This window comes from Candidatus Methylopumilus universalis, assembly GCF_006364435.1.
GTDB lineage: Bacteria > Pseudomonadota > Gammaproteobacteria > Burkholderiales > Methylophilaceae > Methylopumilus > Methylopumilus universalis.
The window spans coordinates 1,086,539-1,106,027 of record NZ_CP040977.1; the positions used below are offsets into that span (position 1 = coordinate 1,086,539).

The 19,489-nt window shown below is 37.5% G+C and carries 19 protein-coding genes and 1 other RNA gene; 6 read left to right on the plus strand and 14 right to left on the minus strand.

Going from position 1 to position 19,489, the window contains the following annotated elements:
* Nucleotides 1–7: 7 nt before the first annotated feature.
* From FIT70_RS05725 to rnpB, 7 genes are all read right to left on the minus strand, one after another.
* Nucleotides 8–1,354 carry a UDP-N-acetylmuramoyl-tripeptide--D-alanyl-D-alanine ligase gene (locus FIT70_RS05725; protein WP_139931115.1) on the minus strand — a complete coding sequence of 449 codons (1,347 nt, stop codon included), beginning with the start codon at nt 1,352–1,354 and terminating at the stop codon, nt 8–10.
* Nucleotides 1,355–2,785 carry a UDP-N-acetylmuramoyl-L-alanyl-D-glutamate--2,6-diaminopimelate ligase gene (locus tag FIT70_RS05730; protein WP_139931117.1) on the minus strand — a complete coding sequence of 477 codons (1,431 nt, stop codon included), beginning with the start codon at nt 2,783–2,785 and terminating at the stop codon, nt 1,355–1,357. It lies immediately after the preceding gene.
* Nucleotides 2,782–4,527 (minus strand): peptidoglycan D,D-transpeptidase FtsI family protein, encoded by a 1,746-nt coding sequence (locus FIT70_RS05735; protein ID WP_223257722.1) that lies wholly within the window; start codon nt 4,525–4,527, stop codon nt 2,782–2,784. The genes FIT70_RS05730 and FIT70_RS05735 overlap by 4 nt, the downstream gene beginning before the upstream one ends.
* Nucleotides 4,524–4,787, minus strand: a complete 264-nt coding sequence (gene ftsL / locus FIT70_RS05740; RefSeq protein ID WP_139874807.1) for a cell division protein FtsL — start codon at nt 4,785–4,787, stop codon at nt 4,524–4,526. Before ftsL ends, FIT70_RS05735 begins: the two co-directional genes overlap by 4 nt.
* Nucleotides 4,788–5,738, minus strand: coding sequence for a 16S rRNA (cytosine(1402)-N(4))-methyltransferase RsmH (gene rsmH / locus FIT70_RS05745; protein ID WP_139884685.1), 951 nt, complete (start codon nt 5,736–5,738; stop codon nt 4,788–4,790).
* A gap of 24 nt (nt 5,739–5,762) precedes the next feature.
* Nucleotides 5,763–6,209 carry a division/cell wall cluster transcriptional repressor MraZ gene (gene mraZ / locus FIT70_RS05750; protein WP_139874809.1) on the minus strand — a complete coding sequence of 149 codons (447 nt, stop codon included), beginning with the start codon at nt 6,207–6,209 and terminating at the stop codon, nt 5,763–5,765.
* A 204-nt stretch (nt 6,210–6,413) separates the two neighbouring features.
* Nucleotides 6,414–6,704, minus strand: an RNA gene (gene rnpB / locus FIT70_RS05755) — RNase P RNA component class A.
* Nucleotides 6,705–6,891: 187 nt separating this feature from the next.
* On the opposite strand from rnpB, the gene FIT70_RS05760 reads away from it, so the two are divergent.
* Nucleotides 6,892–7,122, plus strand: coding sequence for a helix-turn-helix domain-containing protein (locus tag FIT70_RS05760; protein ID WP_139931119.1), 231 nt, complete (start codon nt 6,892–6,894; stop codon nt 7,120–7,122).
* Between the two features lie 10 nt (nt 7,123–7,132).
* On the opposite strand, the gene pyrC is transcribed toward FIT70_RS05760, so the two are convergent.
* Together pyrC and rsmI are read right to left on the minus strand one after the other, a co-directional pair.
* Nucleotides 7,133–8,170, minus strand: a complete 1,038-nt coding sequence (gene pyrC / locus FIT70_RS05765; protein ID WP_139931121.1) for a dihydroorotase — start codon at nt 8,168–8,170, stop codon at nt 7,133–7,135.
* The gene (rsmI, locus tag FIT70_RS05770; protein WP_223257723.1) at nt 8,163–9,065 is read right to left on the minus strand and encodes a 16S rRNA (cytidine(1402)-2'-O)-methyltransferase; all 903 of its coding nucleotides are present in this window, start codon (nt 9,063–9,065) and stop codon (nt 8,163–8,165) included. The genes pyrC and rsmI overlap by 8 nt, the downstream gene beginning before the upstream one ends.
* A 71-nt stretch (nt 9,066–9,136) precedes the next feature.
* On the opposite strand from rsmI, the gene FIT70_RS05775 reads away from it, so the two are divergent.
* The 5 genes from FIT70_RS05775 to FIT70_RS05795 all read left to right on the plus strand — a co-directional run bounded on the left by FIT70_RS05775 (nt 9,137) and on the right by FIT70_RS05795 (nt 13,528).
* The gene (locus FIT70_RS05775; protein WP_139870636.1) at nt 9,137–9,706 is read left to right on the plus strand and encodes a BON domain-containing protein; all 570 of its coding nucleotides are present in this window, start codon (nt 9,137–9,139) and stop codon (nt 9,704–9,706) included.
* Between the two features lie 219 nt (nt 9,707–9,925).
* Nucleotides 9,926–10,252: a thioredoxin TrxA gene (trxA, locus tag FIT70_RS05780; protein ID WP_139931123.1), complete on the plus strand. Its 327-nt coding sequence runs from the start codon at nt 9,926–9,928 to the stop codon at nt 10,250–10,252.
* A 60-nt stretch (nt 10,253–10,312) separates the two neighbouring features.
* Complete coding sequence (gene rho, locus FIT70_RS05785) at nt 10,313–11,572, plus strand: transcription termination factor Rho (protein ID WP_139868366.1); 1,260 nt, start codon at nt 10,313–10,315, stop codon at nt 11,570–11,572.
* A gap of 73 nt (nt 11,573–11,645) precedes the next feature.
* Nucleotides 11,646–11,846, plus strand: a complete 201-nt coding sequence (gene rpmE, locus FIT70_RS05790) for a 50S ribosomal protein L31 (RefSeq protein WP_139868368.1) — start codon at nt 11,646–11,648, stop codon at nt 11,844–11,846.
* Between the two features lie 50 nt (nt 11,847–11,896).
* A complete protein-coding gene (locus FIT70_RS05795; protein ID WP_139931125.1) occupies nt 11,897–13,528 on the plus strand; it encodes an ArnT family glycosyltransferase in 1,632 nt (543 codons plus the stop codon).
* A gap of 4 nt (nt 13,529–13,532) precedes the next feature.
* On the opposite strand, the gene FIT70_RS05800 is transcribed toward FIT70_RS05795, so the two are convergent.
* The 5 genes from FIT70_RS05800 to FIT70_RS05820 are packed head-to-tail and all read right to left on the minus strand — an operon-like array spanning nt 13,533 to nt 19,428.
* Nucleotides 13,533–13,745, minus strand: a complete 213-nt coding sequence (locus FIT70_RS05800) for a formate dehydrogenase subunit delta (RefSeq protein WP_139928999.1) — start codon at nt 13,743–13,745, stop codon at nt 13,533–13,535.
* A gap of 2 nt (nt 13,746–13,747) precedes the next feature.
* On the minus strand, nt 13,748–14,566 hold the full coding sequence (gene fdhD / locus FIT70_RS05805) for a formate dehydrogenase accessory sulfurtransferase FdhD (RefSeq protein WP_139929001.1): 819 nt from the start codon (nt 14,564–14,566) through the stop codon (nt 13,748–13,750).
* Between the two features lie 9 nt (nt 14,567–14,575).
* Nucleotides 14,576–17,422 (minus strand): formate dehydrogenase subunit alpha, encoded by a 2,847-nt coding sequence (gene fdhF / locus FIT70_RS05810; protein WP_139931127.1) that lies wholly within the window; start codon nt 17,420–17,422, stop codon nt 14,576–14,578.
* A gap of 39 nt (nt 17,423–17,461) precedes the next feature.
* Nucleotides 17,462–19,015 (minus strand): formate dehydrogenase beta subunit, encoded by a 1,554-nt coding sequence (locus FIT70_RS05815; RefSeq protein WP_139929005.1) that lies wholly within the window; start codon nt 19,013–19,015, stop codon nt 17,462–17,464.
* Complete coding sequence (locus tag FIT70_RS05820; protein WP_262981983.1) at nt 19,012–19,428, minus strand: formate dehydrogenase subunit gamma; 417 nt, start codon at nt 19,426–19,428, stop codon at nt 19,012–19,014. Before FIT70_RS05820 ends, FIT70_RS05815 begins: the two co-directional genes overlap by 4 nt.
* Nucleotides 19,429–19,489: the final 61 nt, after the last annotated feature.

The window sequence follows — 19,489 nt, forward strand, 5'->3', positions numbered from 1 at the left end:
AAAAATTTTAAGTAAGTGCATCTACAACCTCTTCCATTTTCATGAATCTAGAGCCTTTAACAAGTACACATGAATTCTTTTTTATCTTGGTTTTGATGTAATTTATAAGTGCTTTTTTATCCTCAAACCATTTTGCATTCCCTTTACAATGGTCTATAACGTGTTTCGTCAATTTTCCTGTTCCAACTACTTCTAATATTTTATTTTTTTTGATATAAGCCCCTATTGATTTATGGTACTCAACTTCCTTTTTTCCTAACTCGCCCATATCACCAATAATTAATATTTTTTCACAGTCTTGATTTGCAAGAACATCAATTGCAGCTCGCATTGAGGCAGGATTCGCATTGTAGGTATCATCAATCAAGATACAGCCACGAAGTCCTTTTTTGAGTTCCAATCTTCCATGTACTGACTTGATAGATTCAATACCTCGCTTAATAGCCTTTAAGGGAATTTTTAGTGCAATAGAAGCGGCAATGGCTGCTAATGCATTTTTTAAATTATGCTCGCCCTTTAATTTGACTTTAATTTCCACGATTCCTTTTGGTGTTTTAATTTGAGAAATGCCTTGAACCGTTTTCTTGACATATACATCGGATTTTGAAGTTAGTCCAAATGTCATAACTTTTTTACGAAGAGCAGCAGTCTTTAGTACGCTATAAAATTCATCTTCTCTATTTATAACTGCAATGCCATTCTTTTTGAGCCCTGAAAATATTTCTGATTTTGCTTTTGCAATACCTGCTTTTGAACCAAAAAATTCAATATGAGCCTCTCCTATATTTGTTATTACTGCGACATCTGGTTTTGCAATTTCACTTAAATATTTAATCTCGCCCTTATGATTCATACCCATCTCAACTACAGCAAATTTTTGAGTTTTTTTAATATTTAGTAAGGAAAGTGGAAGTCCTATATCATTATTGAAATTTCCTTTGCTCATCAGGACTTTTAATTTACTACCAACATAGCAAGAAATAATACTTCCAATCATTTCTTTAGTGGTGGTTTTACCATTACTTCCTGTGATAGCAACAAGAGGTATTTTAGATTGGGCTTTCCAATACTGAGCTATCTTGCCTAAAGCTTCTCGCCCATTTTTAACGATTATTTTATTTTCTAAATTTTTAACGTCTTTAGATACAATTGCGGCTAATGCGCCTTTTTTAATAGCAATTTCTGCAAAATTATCCCCGTCAAATTTTTCGCCTTTAATACCTAAAAATAAATCATTATTTTTAATATCATTGCTATTGATAGAAATGTTTTTTATTGTTTTATGAAGCAAAGCGGTATCGCCAAAATATCGGCCAGAAACAAGTTTTTTAATCTTATTTAAAGTAATTCGCATTCAACTCGCCTTGTACACTTTGAGCGCTTTTCTTGCACATGTTTGATCACTAAATGGATGCTTAATGCCTTTAATTTCTTGATAGGTTTCATGTCCCTTTCCAGCAATAAGGACGACGTCATCTTTTTTAGCATTCATAATTGCTTTTTCTATTGCCTTATGTCGATCAAATTCAATACGATAAGACCCTTTCATATGCTTGCTAATTTCTTTAATAATTTTTCCGGGACTTTCATTCCTTGGATTGTCTGACGTAATAAAATTAATATCAGCTAAGTTAGAAGCTATCTCTGCCATATCTTTTCTTTTTCCGGCATCTCTATCTCCTCCACAACCAAATACACAGATAAGATTACCGTCAGTTTGATTTTTAAGAGTTTGCAGCACTTTTTTTAAAGCGTCCGGTGTGTGAGCATAATCAATAAAGATATTTGGGGTATTTTTAGATCTTAGCCTTTCCATTCTCCCTGGAACCTGAGATATGTAACTTATTTGTTTCACAATTTTTTTTATTGAATTGCCAGATGCTATCAGTGAAGTAATTACTGCTAGTAAATTATATACATTAAACTCGCCTACCACAGGCGCCTCTACTTTGTATGTTTCTTTTTTATATGCAATTTGGAAACGTGTGCTCGAATTTGAATATTCAATGTGTGTCGCTTTAATGTCGCCACTTTTTATTCCATAACTTAAAACTTTAGTTTTATTCTTTACAAGAAAATTTTTTAGTTTTTTTCCATAAGAATCATCGATATTAATAACTGCAACTTTCAAAGATGGGAATTCAAATAACTTCTTTTTTTCATTGAAATAATTCCGAAAGCTAAGATGGTAATCTAGATGGTCCCTTGATAAATTTGTAAAAACTGCAATATCGAAAAGAATTCCATTCACTCTCCCCTGAGACAATGCGTGAGATGAAACTTCCATTACAGCTGATTTTATTTTTTGATTTTTAAATTGTCTTAAAATACGATGATTTGATATCGCATCAGGCGTTGTATACGTATGTGATTTTAATTTTTTGTACCCAAACCCCAGCGTCCCTATGACGCCTGTTTTTTTGCCCAGGAGATTTTGTATTTCAGCTGTCCAGTGCGCACAAGATGTTTTTCCGTTTGTGCCAGTGATACCTATAGTGAGTATTTGCTTCGAAGGCTTTTTAAAAAATGTATGGGCAATTTCACCTTCTTTATTTTTTAATTCTGAAACAGCATAATGTTCTGTATGCCATGTTTTTTTCCATACAAAATTTTTCTTTTCATAAAGTATTATTTTCGCGCCTTTTTTAATAGCCGCTTCAATATAAGCTCTTCCATCATTATGCAGTCCAGGATAGGCTAAAAATAAAGAATTATTTTTTATATGCCTACTATCGTTTGATATATCAGAGATGCGATGTCCAATTTTTTTTAACACACTCTTCATATCGTTTCTTTAATGTTTTTATTATTTTGCGGTAAAACTTTATTTTGAGTTTTTATATCTTGTGGAATCTTTAATATCTTCATGACGTCAGCCATTACACTGCTAAAAACTGGAGCCGCTACTGCTCCTCCGTAATGACTTCCAATGCTTGGTTCATCTATCATCACTGCCATAATAATTCTTGGATTTGAAACTGGGGCTAGACCTACAAATGACCCTATATTTTTATTCTTTTCATAAGCGCCATTTGCTCCAATTTTTTCAGCGGTACCTGTCTTGCCTGCAACTCTATATCCTATAATTTTTGCATTACCTCCAGTACCCTCTTCCACAACTTGTTCCATCATTTCTACCATAGTTCTCGCTGTTTGCTTTGTGAATACTTTTGTACCCATAGGAATTTCATCTTTTTTGAATAATGTAACTGGCTTCATTTCCCCGTCGTTAGCAAAAACTGTATAAGATTGAGCCAATTGAAGAAGTGTTAAATTAATCCCATGTCCGAAAGATATAGTTGCCTGGTCTACTTTGCCCCAATTTTTATAATCACGAAGTCTTCCGGAGGCTTCCCCAGGAAACCCTGCCGAAGTTTGCATTCCAAACCCTACTTTATTTAAAGTAGACCACAAACTCTTGGGTGTTTGCATTAATCCAATTCTTGCTGCACCTACATTGGAAGACTTTGCAATCACTTCTGAAACTGTCATAAAAGGTTTGCTACCATCAGCATGAGCATCATGTATTGTGGCTGATCCAATTTTCATCAATCCCGATGAAATTTCTACCAATGAACTTGGATTAAGAATTCCGGCGTCTAACGCTGAAGACACTGTGAATGGTTTAATTGTTGACCCAGGCTCGAACACATCTGTCACTGCTCGATTTCTTGAAGGGCCGCCACCTTCCCTAAAATTATTAGGGTTATAAGAAGGAAGATTAGCCATAGCTAGCACCTCTCCCGTTTTTGCATCTAGCACTATAGCCGAGCCTGCTTTAGCTTTATGAATTTCGATTGATTTAGCTAATTCTCTATATGTTAAATATTGAATTCTTGCATCTATTGAAAGCTTTATGTCGTGCCCATCTTGCGGCAGTTTCACTTCCTGGAGATCATCTACAATCTTGCCAGCACGATCTTTAATAACTTTTTTACTCCCGAGCTTGCCGGAAAGAAATTTATTTTGAGAAAGCTCAATGCCTTCTTGCCCTATATTATCGAGATTAGTAAATCCAACTAAATTGGCTGTGATGTCAGCAGCCGGATAAAACCTCTTAAACTCTTTTTGAAAAAAGATTCCGGGTATTTTCAACGCTTGTAATCTTCTAGCATCTTCAGGTGAGATTTGTCTTTTGAGATATATAAATTCTTTTTTATTATTTAATAATTTTTGATCAACCTCATTCGCACTTAACTTAAGAATATTTTCTAATTCTAATTTTTGATCTTTAGTTATTTTGACATTTGGTGGATTTACCCAAACCGACTCTACCGGACTGCTGATCGCTAAGATATCTCCATTCCTGTCGGTAATTTTTCCTCTATCTGCGTAAAGAGAAATTACTCGAGTGCTCGTAGCATTTCCTTTCGACTGTAAAAATTTTTTATCTAAACTTTGTAAATAGAATGCTCTAAAAATAAGCGTTAGGAATCCAGCTAAGAATAAAAGCAAAATTAATCTTCTTCGAATACCCGAGAGCTCAAAAAATGTTTTCTCAACTTTATTGTTGATAAATAAACTCAAGGCCGCTCCAATAAAATAATTTTTTTAGGTTCGGGGGTTTTCATTTTTAATGATTTTTTTGCAACTTCTTCGATTCTTCCGTGCATTGCCCAAGTACTCTGCTCAAGTTGCAATTGGCTATACTCAGAATTTAGCTTTTGGCTAATCTCTTTTTGTTGATCAAGTTCAAAATAAAGCTTTCTTGATTGATGTTGTGAGTTTATTTTTGCAAGCGCCATAAGTAGGATTACAAAAAATAAAATAAAATTCACTTTTGTCATTTAATGCGCAGTCCTTTCAGCAACTCGCATAATTCCACTTCTTGCTCTTGGATTACGTTTTACCTCGGCTTCGCTTGGTCTTATAGGTTTTGTCACAATATTCAATCGGGGTTTTGGTAACTCATCATTTCTAATTGGAAAATTAGGGGGTAAAGTATCTCTATTTTTTTCATCGTTAATAAATTGCTTCACAATTCTGTCTTCAAGCGAGTGGAAACTAATCACTACCATAATGCCGTCGGTTTTTAATAACTCTAAAATTTTAGGCAGCGCTTCTTTTAACTCTTCCAGCTCTCGATTTACATAGATTCTTAATGCTTGAAATGTTCTTGTTGCAGGATCTTGTCCAATTTCTTTTTTGGGCATATGGTCTGCGACAATTTTTGCAAGCTGTTTTGTTGTTTCAATCGAGCCTACTTCATCTCTCTCTTTAATGATCGCGGTAGAAATTCTTCGCGCAAATTTCTCTTCACCATATTCTTTTAAAATCTTTTCTAATTCTTTTTGTTCGATCTTTTTTAAAAGTTCAGCTGCCGTTAGGCCCTTTGTTTGATCCATCCGCATATCTAAGTGCGCATCGAATCTAAAACTAAAACCACGATCGCCTTGATCAATTTGTGGTGACGAAATACCCAAATCCAGTAATACGCCATCTACTTTTGAAATGCCTTTAGCGGCTAGAACTTCATCGATTTCTGAAAAATGTGCGTGCACAATTTCAAATCTCGTATCTTTAATTTTCAAACCTTCTTCATATGCAGATTTATCTCGATCAATCGCGATTAATCTTCCTTCTTGATTTAACTTTTCTAGAATTAATCTGCTATGCCCACCCCGCCCAAAGGTGCAATCCACATAAACACCATTTTTTTTTAAAACTAAATGCTCAACTGCTTCGCTTAAAAGGACAGTAATATGCTCATGATTAAAATTATGTTGTGCTTGATTCATGAGGCATTAAATTAAATTGCATCGTTAAAGTGAGAACCCCTCGAGTTCAATTGGCATACTTGAAACTTCTTGTTCTGTGGCATTTTGTATTTGTAGATCCCAAGCTTCTTTATCCCAAAGCTCAAAATGACTTCCCTGTCCCACTAACATGGCTTGCCTCTCTACCTTTGCAAATTCTCTTAATACTTGAGAGAGGAGTAATCGGCCTGCTGTATCTAATGAAATGTCTTCTGCATAACCCACGAGCAATCTTTGTAACGCGCTCGATTTTTTATCAAAACTTGAAAGTGCCATGATCTTCGACTGGATAGGTTCCCAAGCAATCTGGGGGTAAATCAATAAACATCCATGGGGGTGAGCTGTAATGACTAAATCACCTGAAGACTGGACGAGCAAATCTTCTCTATGCTTTGTCGGCATTGCTATTCTGCCTTTAGCATCAATATTCAAGAGATTAGCGCCTCTAAACATAATTCCCGACCTAATTATTTAATTCAAAAAAAGTGGGAAATTACTAAATACCCTTAGTTCTACTTAGAAATTTCCCACAAAAAACCACTTTTTTCCACTAATGACACTATAGATAATAAAAAAGAGCTCTGCAAGCTCTTTTTTGAAGGTTTTTTCATATATGACAAGGGTTTGGAAGAATAAAGCTAGGAATTTTTATGAAAAAGTTGAAGCCAACCGATAAGCCGGGTTCTGTCGTGGACAGTCATTCATCTAGGCACATGATTACTCATGCACTCAAGCAGTCTACCCGGTAGCAACACGAGCCGTGCTATTACTACCCTATTTGACTTTGCTCCGAGTGGAGGTTACCGCGTTTCACCGTAACTAAATACGCTCGTCTCTGTGGCCCTATTCCTCGTTTCGCAACGTACGGCCGTTAGCCGTCACTCTGCTCTGTGGAGCCCGGACTTTCCTCTGCTTGAGTTAACAAGCAGCGACTGTCTAGTCAGCTTCGCATGGATTTTAACACACCTATAAAACGTCAGTTTCGGGTGTATTTAATTGACGTGGGACGCAACCTATATATTTGCTATTTAAAGTTTACAAAAAGCTATGCAACCCTTACTGGTATTTGACTTCTTAAATTTTTGTAAACTAAAGATGGAAGACGGTTCTGGGATAGTCATTTAAGGTTGAGCCCATGACAACAAAAACAAAAGCTTTCGGTCGAGCTTTAAAAAAAATTAGACTCAAAAAAAAATTAACTCAAGAAGATTTGTCACTTGAAGCGCAACTTGCAAGGGTTTATATATCTGAACTCGAATATGGAAAGAAAACACCTTCCATTGAGACTGTATTTAAAATATCCAAAGCTTTAAATATCAAGTGTTCTAAGTTAATGGATTTAACTGAAGAAGAATTCATTAGATAATCAAACTTATCTAATCAATTAAGCGCCAAGCAATTTTTCTTCCAGCATATAGCGGAATAATAGCTTCATCACCTACAGTAATTTTTTCAGGAACAAGCCAGTCTTCTTTAACGAGATTAATTGACGATTTATTTCTTTCTAGTCCGTAGAAATCAGCTCCGTAGAAACTTGCAAAACCTTCTAATTTATCAAGTGCATTGAGCTCATCAAATACTGCAGCATAAAGCTCAATAGCGCTTGCCGCAGAAAAAATACCTGCACAACCACAAGCATTTTCTTTTGTTGATTTCAAGTGAGGTGCGCTGTCGGTACCTAAAAAGAATTTAGCATTGCCTGATGACACTGCATTTAAAAGTGCTTGACGATGTGTTTCTCTTTTTAAAACGGGAAGACAATAATGGTGCGGATTGATACCGCCTATAAACATATGATTTCTGTTTAATAAAAGATGTTGTGGTGTGATCGTAGCTGCCAGTTTTTTAGAGGTACTTAAAATAAAGTCGGCAGCATCTTTTGTGGTGATGTGTTCCAATACAATTCTCAAATTGGGAAATGTTTTATGCAGCCTTGATAAATGTTGATCAATGAATACTTTTTCACGATCAAAAATATCAACTGCTGAATCGACCACTTCACCATGAAGCAAAAGTGTTACATCTAATTTTTCCATGAGTTCAAAAATATCGTAACGATCATCAATGTTTCTAACACCCGAATCTGAATTAGTTGTGGCACCGGCTGGGTAATATTTAATCCCTACAATGTTTTGATGCTCAGGGATCTTTTTGATTTCATCAGGTGAAGTGTTATCCGTGAGATATAAAGTCATGAGTGGCTGAAAGTGGGTATCACTTTTTAAAGCCTTTTTAATTCTTGATTCATATTGAATCGCTTGATCTACAGTCGTAATTGGCGGTTTTAAATTCGGCATCACGAGTGCTCTTGCAAATTGCTTTGCGGTATAAGGCACAACGGACGCCATAAGTGCATCATCTCTTAAGTGCACATGAAAATCATCCGGCGTAGTAATCGTTAAAGTTTTAGACATCTTTTTTTATTTTTAAAGCTTCGTCATATAAATAATTTTTGTTGATACTTAATATTTCTACGCCTAATTTCACAGCTGCATTCGTCGGCATATGATTGAGTAATATTTTCAATATTCTATGCTGATCTTCGCTCAGTAATTCATTTTTTTCATGATGCATCGGGGATACCAAAATCACAAACTCACCTTTTTGAAAATTACTATCGCTTTCAATAATCTCTCTAACCTTTGAAACTTCGCCTCGATAAATACTTTCGAATGTTTTGGTGAGTTCTCGCGCCACCACAATATGATGTTTGTCCCCAAAAAAAACAGCCATATCATTCAAGGTTTTGATGATGCGGTGCGGTGCCTCATAAAAAATTATAGGGCATGTTTGCGTTTGAAGGTTTTCAAACGCCTTAATTCTTTGGCTACTCGACGTCGGTAAAAATCCATAAAAATGAAAGCTTGTATGTTCCATCCCTGAAACTGAATAAGCCGCTGTGACTGCAGAAACGCCTGGAATAGGAATGATTTCAAAACCAGCAGCTGCCACCTCTTTGACGATAAGGCCTCCAGGATCGCTGATATTCGGGGTACCTGCATCTGATACCAACGCAATATGTTTACCGTCTTTTAAATATTCAATGATTTTTTGTGCGGAAGCCTTTTCGTTATGCTGATGAACTGCAAACTGTTTTTTTTCAATGGAAAAATGAGACAAAAGGCCTTGGGTATGTCTTGTATCTTCTGAAGCAATGAGATCTACTGATTTGAAAGTTTCTAGCGCTCTATAAGTAATGTCATTTAGATTGCCTATAGGTGTCGCTACTACATACAATATTCCACTCATCATCAACAGCCCAATTATTTTTAAAGCACTTAAAAAAGCTCTTTTAAGTCGCTTACTCAAGACCTCTTTAAAAGAGATATAATCATTTTGTCACATATCAATGCTAAGTTAATAAAACTTTAGAGGAAAGCATGCTTAAACATATCAAATTATTTTTTATTTCATTTGTCTTGTTGCAACTCTTAGGATGCCCTGCTGCCATTATTGGTGGAGGTGCTATAGGTATTGATACAGTAGCCGATCGCAGAACGCCAGGTGTCATTCTTGAAGATTCTAATATTGAATTAAAGGCTTTTGCTGGCATTCAAAAACTCGAAGGTCAGATTCATACGAATGTCACAAGTTATAACGCACATGTACTTGTATTAGGTCAGGTACCTAGTGAGGAAATTAAATCAACTATCACAACTCAGATTAAAGCGTTAGCTAATGTCAAATCGGTGATGAATGAGCTCACGATTGAGCCTGTGAATTCTTTATCAGCAAGAGCGGAAGATACTTTAATTACATCCAGTGTGAAGGCGCGATTTTTCAAAGAAAATAAGGTTTCACCTTTTTACGTCAAAGTCATAACTGAAAATAAGGTGGTCTATCTTATGGGTCTTTTGAACGAAAAAGAGGCCAAAGAAGCTGAAGAGATTGCGAAAAATACAAATAAAGTTACAAAAGTAGTGAAGCTTTTTGAAACTATAAAAAATTAAGCAAAAAATTTCTGTCTTAAGTCTTTGAAAATAAAAGACTATTAAATAGCCTAAGACTATTCTATGCCAGGCCTTACGCGCCATTTGATTTAATTAAAGATGTTGTTATAATGTTTTTCATAAGTTTTTTCAAAAAATTCAAGTTAGTTCTAAATCCCAAAATAAATTGCCCGTAACGCTAGCTAGCTTAATTACAGAATTAATCCATTAAAGGTCATCATGAGCAAAAATATTATCCATTTGTCAGACGCAACTTTCGAAACTGAAGTGCTTCAATCTACCGTTCCTGTTCTAGTTGACTACTGGGCAGAGTGGTGTGGTCCTTGTAAAATGATTGCACCTATTCTTGATGAAATATGCAAAGACTACAATGGTAAGTTAAAAATTGCTAAACTTAATATCGATGAAAATGCACAAACCCCAGCTAAGTTTGGCATCAGAGGCATTCCTACTTTAATGATTTTTAAAAATGGTAATGTCGAAGCGACTAAAGTTGGCGCCTTATCAAAATCCCAATTAACAACATTTATCGATAGCAATATCTAAAACTTACCTCTCTCTCCTTAAAAAACCCCTCAACGTAAGACTAATCGGAAGCCCCCAAACATGCATTTATCTGAATTAAAACACCTCCCCATTGCACAACTTGTAGAAATGGCGATCACGGACGAAATCGAAAATGCGAGTCGCATGAGAAAGCAAGATTTAATCTTTGCAATCTTAAAAAACAAAGCAAAAAAGGGAGATAGTATTTACGGAGACGGTACCTTAGAAGTATTACAAGATGGGTTTGGATTTTTAAGATCACCTGACACGTCTTACCTTGCAGGTCCTGATGATATTTATGTATCGCCTTCACAAATCCGTCGCTTCAATCTTCATACAGGAGACACCATTCAAGGTGAAATTAGAACGCCTAAAGATGGAGAGCGTTACTTCGCACTTGTAAAAGTAGATGAAGTTAACAACGAAGCGCCAGAAAATACAAAGAATAAAATTCTTTTTGAAAACTTAACACCCCTATTTCCAACTATACCTCTCACGCTTGAAAGAGATATTAACGGTGAGGAAAATATTACAAGTCGCGTGATTGATATGATTGCGCCGATTGGTAAAGGTCAACGTGGCTTGATTGTAGCGAGTCCTAAAAGTGGTAAGACTGTCATGATGCAAAATATCGCACATGCCATCACATCAAATCATCCTGACGTATCTTTAATTGTGCTTCTAATTGATGAGAGGCCAGAAGAAGTGACTGAAATGACGAGGTCTGTAAAAGGTGAAGTTGTTGCATCAACATTCGATGAACCTGCAACACGTCACGTTCAAGTAGCTGAAATGGTTCTTGAAAAAGCGAAGCGTCTTGTTGAACACAAAAAAGACGTAGTGATCCTCTTGGATTCCATTACGCGGTTAGCAAGAGCTTACAACACAGTCATCCCTTCATCCGGTAAAGTGCTTACCGGCGGTGTCGATGCCAATGCGCTTCAAAAACCAAAACGTTTCTTTGGGGCAGCCCGCAATATTGAAGAAGGTGGCTCGCTCACAATCCTTGCAACAGCTTTGATTGATACAGGCTCACGCATGGATGATGTGATTTACGAAGAATTCAAAGGTACTGGTAATATGGAAATTCATCTTGATCGTAAAATGGCTGAAAAACGACTCTACCCAGCAATTAATGTAAATAAATCAGGCACTCGTAAAGAAGAACTTCTTATCCCTAAAGATAATTTACAAAAAATATGGGTACTTAGAAAACTTCTCCACCCTATGGATGACTTGGAAGCGATGGAATTTTTGCTAGACAAGATTAAAGCCACTAAAAATAATAACGACTTCTTTGACAGTATGCGAAGGGGTTAAGACGTAAAATTGATTGATTTTTGGTCCTAAATCATTGATAATGCGCATCTATTGAACTAAAGTTGGAAAAATTATGAAAGCTGATACACACCCAAATTACGCTGAAATTAATATCACATGTAGCTGTGGTAATAAGTTCAAAACACAATCAACAGTTGGAAAAGATATGAACATTGAAGTTTGCTCACAATGCCATCCTTTCTATACAGGTAAACAAAAGATTTTAGATACTGCAGGCCGTGTTGAGAAATTCAAACAAAAATATGGCATGTAAGACTTTATCCTTATATCAAAAGGCAGCATAGGCTGCCTTTTTTTTTAAATATGCGATTTCAACTCGAGCACGATTGGCAAGATAATATGGCCACCCCTCGCAGCCGATTAGGTGAGCGAGCCAAAATCCATTCCTTTGTCGTTTTATGTATTATTTGGGTATTTGCAGGACTTTTTGGTCATGCGCCCTGGAAAGGCTATGAGACGCAAAGTATCAGTGCGATTCATGCGGTACTGAATGGTCATATATTAGCGCCAATGGCTGCCAGTGAAGATACACTTATCAATCCACCCCTTTACTATTGGACAGGGGCCATTCTTGGAAAAATTCTCACACCCTTAATATCACTTCATGACGCGAGCAGAATGATTAATGCCTTGTGGATGGGTCTTACCATTTTGATGATAGGTATGTTGAATCGAGAGTTATGGGGCACCGGCTCTGGAAGACAAGCGGCTCTGATTTTTATAGGTTCAGTAGGCCTCATATTTAATGTGCATACGCTTATGCCTGGTATTGCAACATTAACAGGTCTTACCATGGCATTTTATGGTTTGGCTCTTTCTAAAAGACGCCCTTTTAGATCCGCCCTTCTTTTAGGGTTTGGTTTAGGCATAAGTTTCTTATCAGGCGGGATCATGCCACTTCTTATTCTTATGCTTTCAAGCATACTCTTACCTATGCTTTTTCAAGTATGGCGAACACGTCGTTATGCTCTAGTTCTCAGTTTAAGTCTTCTTGTGAGTTTACCCTTTCTAATAGTATGGCCAGCACTTCTATGGTGGTATGAACACGACATATTTATGAGATGGATTAATCATTTCCAATTATTTCAAACACAAAATTATATTTTTTATATCAAAAATCTTTCCTGGTTTGCTTGGCCAGCGCTCCCTCTTGCAGTCTGGGGCCTGTGGAAATTCAGAGGCAAGATATGGTCTCAAACTAAATTTCAATTACCAATCATCTTTTTTGTATCTGCATTAATTCTTACTTCTTCTTGTGCAACAAAAAACCAAGCTTTCATAATGCCGTTTCTAATTCCACTATCAACAATTGCAGCGGGTAGTATTGAAAATTTAAGAAGAGGTGCTGCAAGCGCACTTAACTGGTTTGGCATCATTTTATTTTCGACCATTATTTTTCTCATCTGGCTTGGATGGAATGCCATGCTCACAGGCTTCCCAAAAAAAACATACGAGCGTATGCAATTTTTAGCACAAACTAACGAATCACATTTCAATATTTTTATTTTAACCATTGCGATACTTTTGACTCTGGTTTGGATTTTTTCTTTGGTAAAAACAAGAATTACAAATCGTTCATGTACGACAAATTGGTCTATTGGCCTCACAGTGAGTTGGGCACTCCTGATGGCTTTATGGCTTCCATGGATTAATCATAAGAAAGATTTTAGTCCGCTTTTTTTATCCATGGGAAAAGTGATGCAAGATAAAGCTTGCCTCACGACTCATAACATTAATAACGCACAAATTGATTTGATTGATTATTATTTAAATATAAAGGCTAGTAGAGAAGGTGATCGGGTTAATTGCAATTATTTACTTATTTACCAATTACACAAAAAAGATCTTCCACCGATTAGCGAAAATTGGAAACTAGTATGGAATGAAAAACAACCAGGCGATAAAAATAATTACAAATTATTTTATAAAGAATAAATACTCAAAGATGCTTTTGGATTGCATCAACCACAATTACTTCTAAACCTTTTCCTGCGTTTTTTGCAACATGCTCTTTAATTTGATTGCGCATAGGTGGCGCCCAGAATTTTGTTAAATGATTTGCAATTTCTTCTTTCGCTTTTTCCTGGTCTGGATAAGATTTAAAAAAAGAACCGATTTGATTGGCCATCGTGACAAGTTGATCAATATTCATAATTAATTTTTTGTAACTCTTTCAGTAAAAGTATAAATCACATATTGAGGGACTCTTGCAAAGCCAATCAAACATAGTCCATATTTTAACGCAGATCGAATTGCAAGTCCCGTGGGCGCCGATATTGCAATCAGCGTTGATGCACCTAGCATCACTGTTTTTTGAACCATCTCATAACTTGCTCGACTTGTAGTAATCACAAAACCTTTGCCATTAAAGCCTTTTTTTTGAAGGGCACCAATTAACTTATCCAAAGCATTATGTCGACCCACATCTTCCCGGACCAACTGAATTTCTCCTTGTTCATTTGCCCATGCACATGCATGTGTAGCACCTGTTTTCTTTTGGAGTGATTGCGTTGTATGAAGCGCCTCCAGTGCTTTTATAATCGCAGTCTCTTTAATTGTTAATGTGATATCTATCTTTTTTTCTGGCAATCTTAAAGCTTGATCTAAGGTCTCAGCCCCACATAAACCGCAACCAGTTCGGCCAAGAAGATTTCTACGTTTATCTTTTAATGATTGAAAACGCGCTGATGTAATTTCAATTTGAAGTTCAATACCTTTCGGCTGATGAACAATTTCAATTCCATAAATATCGCTTTTATTTTCAACAATACCTTCTGAAAAAGAAAATCCTAGAGCAAAATCTTCAAGGTCTGAGGGGGAGGCTAGCATAACTGCATGTGATATGCCGTTATAGACAAATGCAATTGGCACTTCTTCTGCAATGTCATCTTTTTCAACTGCTTTTGCATTACTTTTTAAAACTTCATAAGTCTTAAAACTATGTTCTGTGTCAATAAAAAGGTCTTGTGCCACTTGTTAAATCTAATGAATTTTTAATTCTTTAGATTTACCTGCAAATTCAATTTGTTCTTCACTAAAATGTTGGTATTGCTTCTGCCAATCAGATAATTGTGTCACTTTATTTACCTGCACAGCTGTTACTTTAAATTCAGGACAGTTTGTTGCCCAATCTGAATTATCAGTCGTGATCACATTAGCACCTGATTCGGGATGATGGAATGTGGTATAAATCACACCAGGTTGAACTCGCTCTGTAATTTGAGCCCTTAATACAGTCTCACCTGATCGACTCACAATACCCACCCAATCACCTGATTGAATACCTCTTTCTTCAGCGTCATGAGGGTGAATCTCAACTAAATCTTCTTCATGCCACGCTACATTCTTCGTTCTTCTAGTCTGTGCACCCACATTGTATTGAGAAAGTATTCTTCCCGTCGTAAGGATTAGTGGGTATTTCTGAGTCACTTTTTCTGAAGTAGGCACATATTCAGTAATAATAAATTTACCTTTGCCGCGCACGAATTCATCAATATGCATTGTCGGTGTGCCAAGAGGATGTTCATCATTGCAAGGCCATTGAATACTTCCTAATTCATCTAGCTTCTTATAACTTACACCTTTAAATGTTGGTGTGAGTCTTGCAATCTCATCCATGATGTCTGATGCATGGCTATAGTCCATTTTGTAACCTAAGGCATTAGAAAGCATCTGTGTGATCTCCCAATCTTCGTATCCATTTTTAGGAGACATTACTTTTCTCACTCTAGAAATACGTCTTTCTGCATTTGTAAATGTGCCGTTCTTTTCTAAGAATGAAGAGCCTGGCAAAAATACATGCGCATACATGGCGGTTTCATTTAAAAATAAATCTTGCACAATGACGCACTCCATCGACTCCAATGCATGCGTTACATGTTGTGTATTAGGATCTGATTGAGCGATGTCTTCCCCTTCACAATAGAGTGCTTTAAATTGCCCATCAATAGCAACATCTAACATATTAGGAATTCTTAAGCCAGGTTCATTTTGTAATTTCACGTCCCATGCTTTTTCAAATAAAGCCAAAGTCGCTTTGTCAGATACATGTCGGTAACCTGGGAATTCATGTGGAAACGATCCCATGTCGCAGGCACCTTGAACATTATTTTGTCCTCTTAAAGGGTTAACCCCTACCCCCTCTCGGCCGATGTTGCCTGTCAACATAGCAAGATTAGCAATGCCCATAACCATCGTTGAGCCTTGACTATGTTCAGTCACACCCAGTCCATAATAAATCGCGGCATTACCACCTTTAGCAAAAAGTTTTGCAGCGGCTCTTACATCTTTAGCATCTACGCCAGTAAATACGCTCATCGCTTCAGGTGAATTTTCAGGTTTGGTAATAAAGTCTTTCCATGATTTAAATGCGTCATCTTCACAACGCGCTTTAATGAAAGAATCATCCATGAGTTTTTCAGTCACAATCACGTAGGCTAATGCATTTACGATAGCAACATTGGAACCAGGTTTAAGTTTTAAATGATAATCCGCTTTGATGTGAGGTGAGTTATCAACAAGATCAATAGCACGAGGATCGACAATGATAAGCTTCGCACCTTCTCGTAAACGTCTTTTCATTTGTGACGCGAATACAGGATGGCCGTCTGTTGGGTTAGCCCCAATGATCATGATCACGTCCGAATGCATGACTGAGTCAAAATTTTGCGTCCCTGCAGACTCGCCAAGCGTTTGCTTGAGTCCATAGCCTGTGGGTGAATGACAGACGCGTGCGCATGTATCAACATTATTATTACCCAGTGCTGCACGGACTAATTTTTGCACTACATAAACTTCTTCGTTCGTACATCGTGAAGATGAAATAGCGCCTACTGAATCACGCCCATATTTTTTTTGAATGCGCTGAATTTCACTCGCTGCATAATTAATAGCCACATCCCATGTCACTTTTTCCCAAGGATCATGAATACTTTTACGAATCATCGGTGTAGTGATGCGATCTTTATGTGTCGCATATCCCCAAGCAAACCTTCCCTTAACACAGGAATGTCCATGATTAGCTCCACCATCTTTGTTGGGTGTCATGCGAACTACTTCTTCGCCTTTCATTTCTGCATGAAATGAACAGCCCACACCACAATATGCACAAGTCGTTGTGACACTATGTTCTGGAACACCTGCTTCAATAATTGTATTTTCAATAAGGGTTGCTGTTGGGCATGCTTGCACGCATGCGCCGCATGAAACGCATTCTGAATCTTTAAAGTCTTTATTCCCTGCTGATACTTTGGAATCAAAACCCCGGCCTTGAATAGTCAGTGCAAATGTACCTTGAACTTCTTCACATGCTCTGACACATCTTGAACAAACAATGCATTTTGAAGGGTCAAACGTAAAATAAGGATTTGAAGTGTCTTTAACGCTCTTTAAATGATTTTCACCTTCGTAGCCATAACGCACATCTCGAAGACCAACAGCGCCTGCCATGTCTTGTAATTCGCAATCACCGTTCGTAGCGCAAGTTAGACAATCCAAAGGATGGTCTGAAATATAGAGCTCCATCACACCGCGTCTAATATCAGCGAGTTTAGGTGTTTGTGTGTGCACTTTAATACCTTCAGCAACAGGTGTTGTGCATGAAGCTGGATAACCTCGACGACCTTCAATTTCAACTAAGCAAAGACGGCATGAACCAAAGGGCTCTAGACTATCTGTAGCACATAATTTAGGAACGGTAACACCGGATAAAGATGCTGCATGCATGACGGATGTGCCCTCAGGCACTGACACAGACACGCCGTCAATTGTTAAATTAACAGTCTTATCTGAAATTCTTTTGGGCGTTCCAAAATCTTTTACATCATCCATATTTTATCTCTAAATAAATCACCAAATTACCCTATCAGTCTATGCCTTGAGCTCTTTTGCATCAACCCCAAAATCTTTAGGGAAATGATTTAAAGCACTCAATACTGGATAAGGTGTCATACCGCCCAGTGCACATAAAGAACCATTTAACATGGTATCTGAGAGATCTCTGATTAATGCGACATGTTTTTTAACTTCTTGGCCATTGATGATGTGATCGATCACTTCGACACCGCGCGTGGATCCGATCCGACAAGGTGTACATTTTCCGCATGATTCGATAGCACAAAAATCAAATGCATAGCGCGCCATCTTTGCCATATTGACTGTCTCATCAAACGCTACAATGCCGCCATGTCCTAATACTGCCCAGATCTCAGAAAATTTTTCATAGTCAAGCGGAGTATCAAATTGAGACTCAGGCAAATAAGCACCCAAAGGTCCCCCTACTTGCACGGCCTTAATTGGCTTGCCTGACAAAGAGCCACCACCAAAATCGTAAAGGAGCTCTCTTAAAGTAATACCAAATGCTTTTTCAATCAATCCCGTCTTTTTTAAATTGCCGGCAAGCTGAATCGGAAGTGTGCCTCTGGATTTACCCATACCAAAGTCTTGATAATACTTAGCACCTTTAGCCAAAATAATAGGGATAGTAGCTAACGAAATCACATTATTCACAACGGTCGGTTTACCAAATAAACCTTCAATCGCAGGGAGTGGCGGCTTAAATCTAACCAACCCTCTCTTGCCTTCTAAGCTTTCTAAAAGTGAAGTTTCTTCACCACATATATATGCACCTGCCGCACGCCTTACTTCTAAATGAAAGGCTTTGCCAGATTTTAAAATATCGTCGCCTAAGTAGCCTGCGCCCTTGGCTATATCAATAGCTTGATTTAAAGTTTTTAGCGCATGAGGGTATTCAGAACGTAAATAGATATAGCCTTGTGAAGCTCCGACTGCAAGACCGGCTATGATCATCCCTTCAATGAGCACGAAAGGATCGCCTTCCATAATCATGCGATCTGAATAGGTACCTGAGTCGCCTTCATCCGCATTACATACAATATATTTTTGTGTCGCTTTAGTGTCTAAAACTGTTTTCCATTTAATCCCTGTAGGAAAAGCAGCGCCGCCTCGGCCTCGTAAACCAGAATCTGTCACTGTCTGAACAATCGCTTGTGGATTTAAATTTAGTGCATTCTTTAAACCTTGGAACCCCTCATGCTCAATATATTGATCAATACTGGTGGGCTCAGTAATGCCCATGCGCGCAAAAGTTAGGCGCTCTTGTTTTTTTAACCAATCGATTTCTGATACCAGGCCTAAGGCAAGAGGATGCTTACCGCCATTAATAAAATCTGCATCAAATAATGACTTCGCGTCATTTGGATTAATGGGACCAAATCCTATACGACCTTGAACTGTTTCGACTTCAACCAATGTTTCTAACCAAAACAATCCGCGCGAACTATTTCGTACGATTTGAATATCTAGTTTTCTGGCTTGCGCTTCTTTTGATATAGCTTCTGCAACTTGATCTGCGCCAAGTGATAATGCGGTGGAATCTTTCGATACAAAAATTTTAATGCTCATGATGCACGTTTTAAATCTGAAATAAGTTGATCTATTTTTTTACTGTCTACTCGGCCATAGACTTCTTCATCGATCATCACCGCAGGAGAGCATGCACAATTGCCTAAACAATAAATGGGCTCTAAAGTAATGGCGCCATCAGGGGTTGTTTCATGAAACTCGACACCGAGTTTATTTTTAATATGATTTTCAAGCGCTTCACTTCCCAAAGCCTGGCAGGATTCTGCGCGACACACTTGAAGAATATGACGGCCAGGTTTATGAGATCTAAAATGATGGTAAAAAGTCACAACACCATGGACTTCTGCCACTGACAAACTAAGCCCTTTAGAGATTAAAGGATAGGCGATTTCTGGCACAAAACCTAAGTCATCCTGGATGGCGTGCAAAAGCGGCAATAAGGCGCCAGGCATAGATTGGTGCTCAAAAATATGCTGATTTATGATCTTAAGATCATTTGGATTTAAGACAAGG

Excerpts from the sequence above, each read along its gene's own strand:
- FIT70_RS05725 (WP_139931115.1), bottom strand. The coding sequence starts at position 1,354 with ATGCGAATTACTTTAAATAAGATTAAAAAACTTGTTTCTGGCCGATAT.
- FIT70_RS05730 (WP_139931117.1), bottom strand. The coding sequence starts at position 2,785 with ATGAAGAGTGTGTTAAAAAAAATTGGACATCGCATCTCTGATATATCA.
- ftsL (WP_139874807.1), bottom strand. The coding sequence starts at position 4,787 with ATGACAAAAGTGAATTTTATTTTATTTTTTGTAATCCTACTTATGGCG.
- rsmH (WP_139884685.1), bottom strand. The coding sequence starts at position 5,738 with ATGAATCAAGCACAACATAATTTTAATCATGAGCATATTACTGTCCTT.
- mraZ (WP_139874809.1), bottom strand. The coding sequence starts at position 6,209 with ATGTTTAGAGGCGCTAATCTCTTGAATATTGATGCTAAAGGCAGAATA.
- FIT70_RS05760 (WP_139931119.1), top strand. The coding sequence starts at position 6,892 with ATGACAACAAAAACAAAAGCTTTCGGTCGAGCTTTAAAAAAAATTAGA.
- pyrC (WP_139931121.1), bottom strand. The coding sequence starts at position 8,170 with ATGTCTAAAACTTTAACGATTACTACGCCGGATGATTTTCATGTGCAC.
- FIT70_RS05775 (WP_139870636.1), top strand. The coding sequence starts at position 9,137 with ATGCTTAAACATATCAAATTATTTTTTATTTCATTTGTCTTGTTGCAA.
- trxA (WP_139931123.1), top strand. The coding sequence starts at position 9,926 with ATGAGCAAAAATATTATCCATTTGTCAGACGCAACTTTCGAAACTGAA.
- rho (WP_139868366.1), top strand. The coding sequence starts at position 10,313 with ATGCATTTATCTGAATTAAAACACCTCCCCATTGCACAACTTGTAGAA.
- rpmE (WP_139868368.1), top strand. The coding sequence starts at position 11,646 with ATGAAAGCTGATACACACCCAAATTACGCTGAAATTAATATCACATGT.
- FIT70_RS05795 (WP_139931125.1), top strand. The coding sequence starts at position 11,897 with ATGCGATTTCAACTCGAGCACGATTGGCAAGATAATATGGCCACCCCT.
- FIT70_RS05800 (WP_139928999.1), bottom strand. The coding sequence starts at position 13,745 with ATGAATATTGATCAACTTGTCACGATGGCCAATCAAATCGGTTCTTTT.
- fdhF (WP_139931127.1), bottom strand. The coding sequence starts at position 17,422 with ATGGATGATGTAAAAGATTTTGGAACGCCCAAAAGAATTTCAGATAAG.
- FIT70_RS05815 (WP_139929005.1), bottom strand. The coding sequence starts at position 19,015 with ATGAGCATTAAAATTTTTGTATCGAAAGATTCCACCGCATTATCACTT.
- FIT70_RS05820 (WP_262981983.1), bottom strand. The coding sequence starts at position 19,428 with ATGCCTGGCGCCTTATTGCCGCTTTTGCACGCCATCCAGGATGACTTA.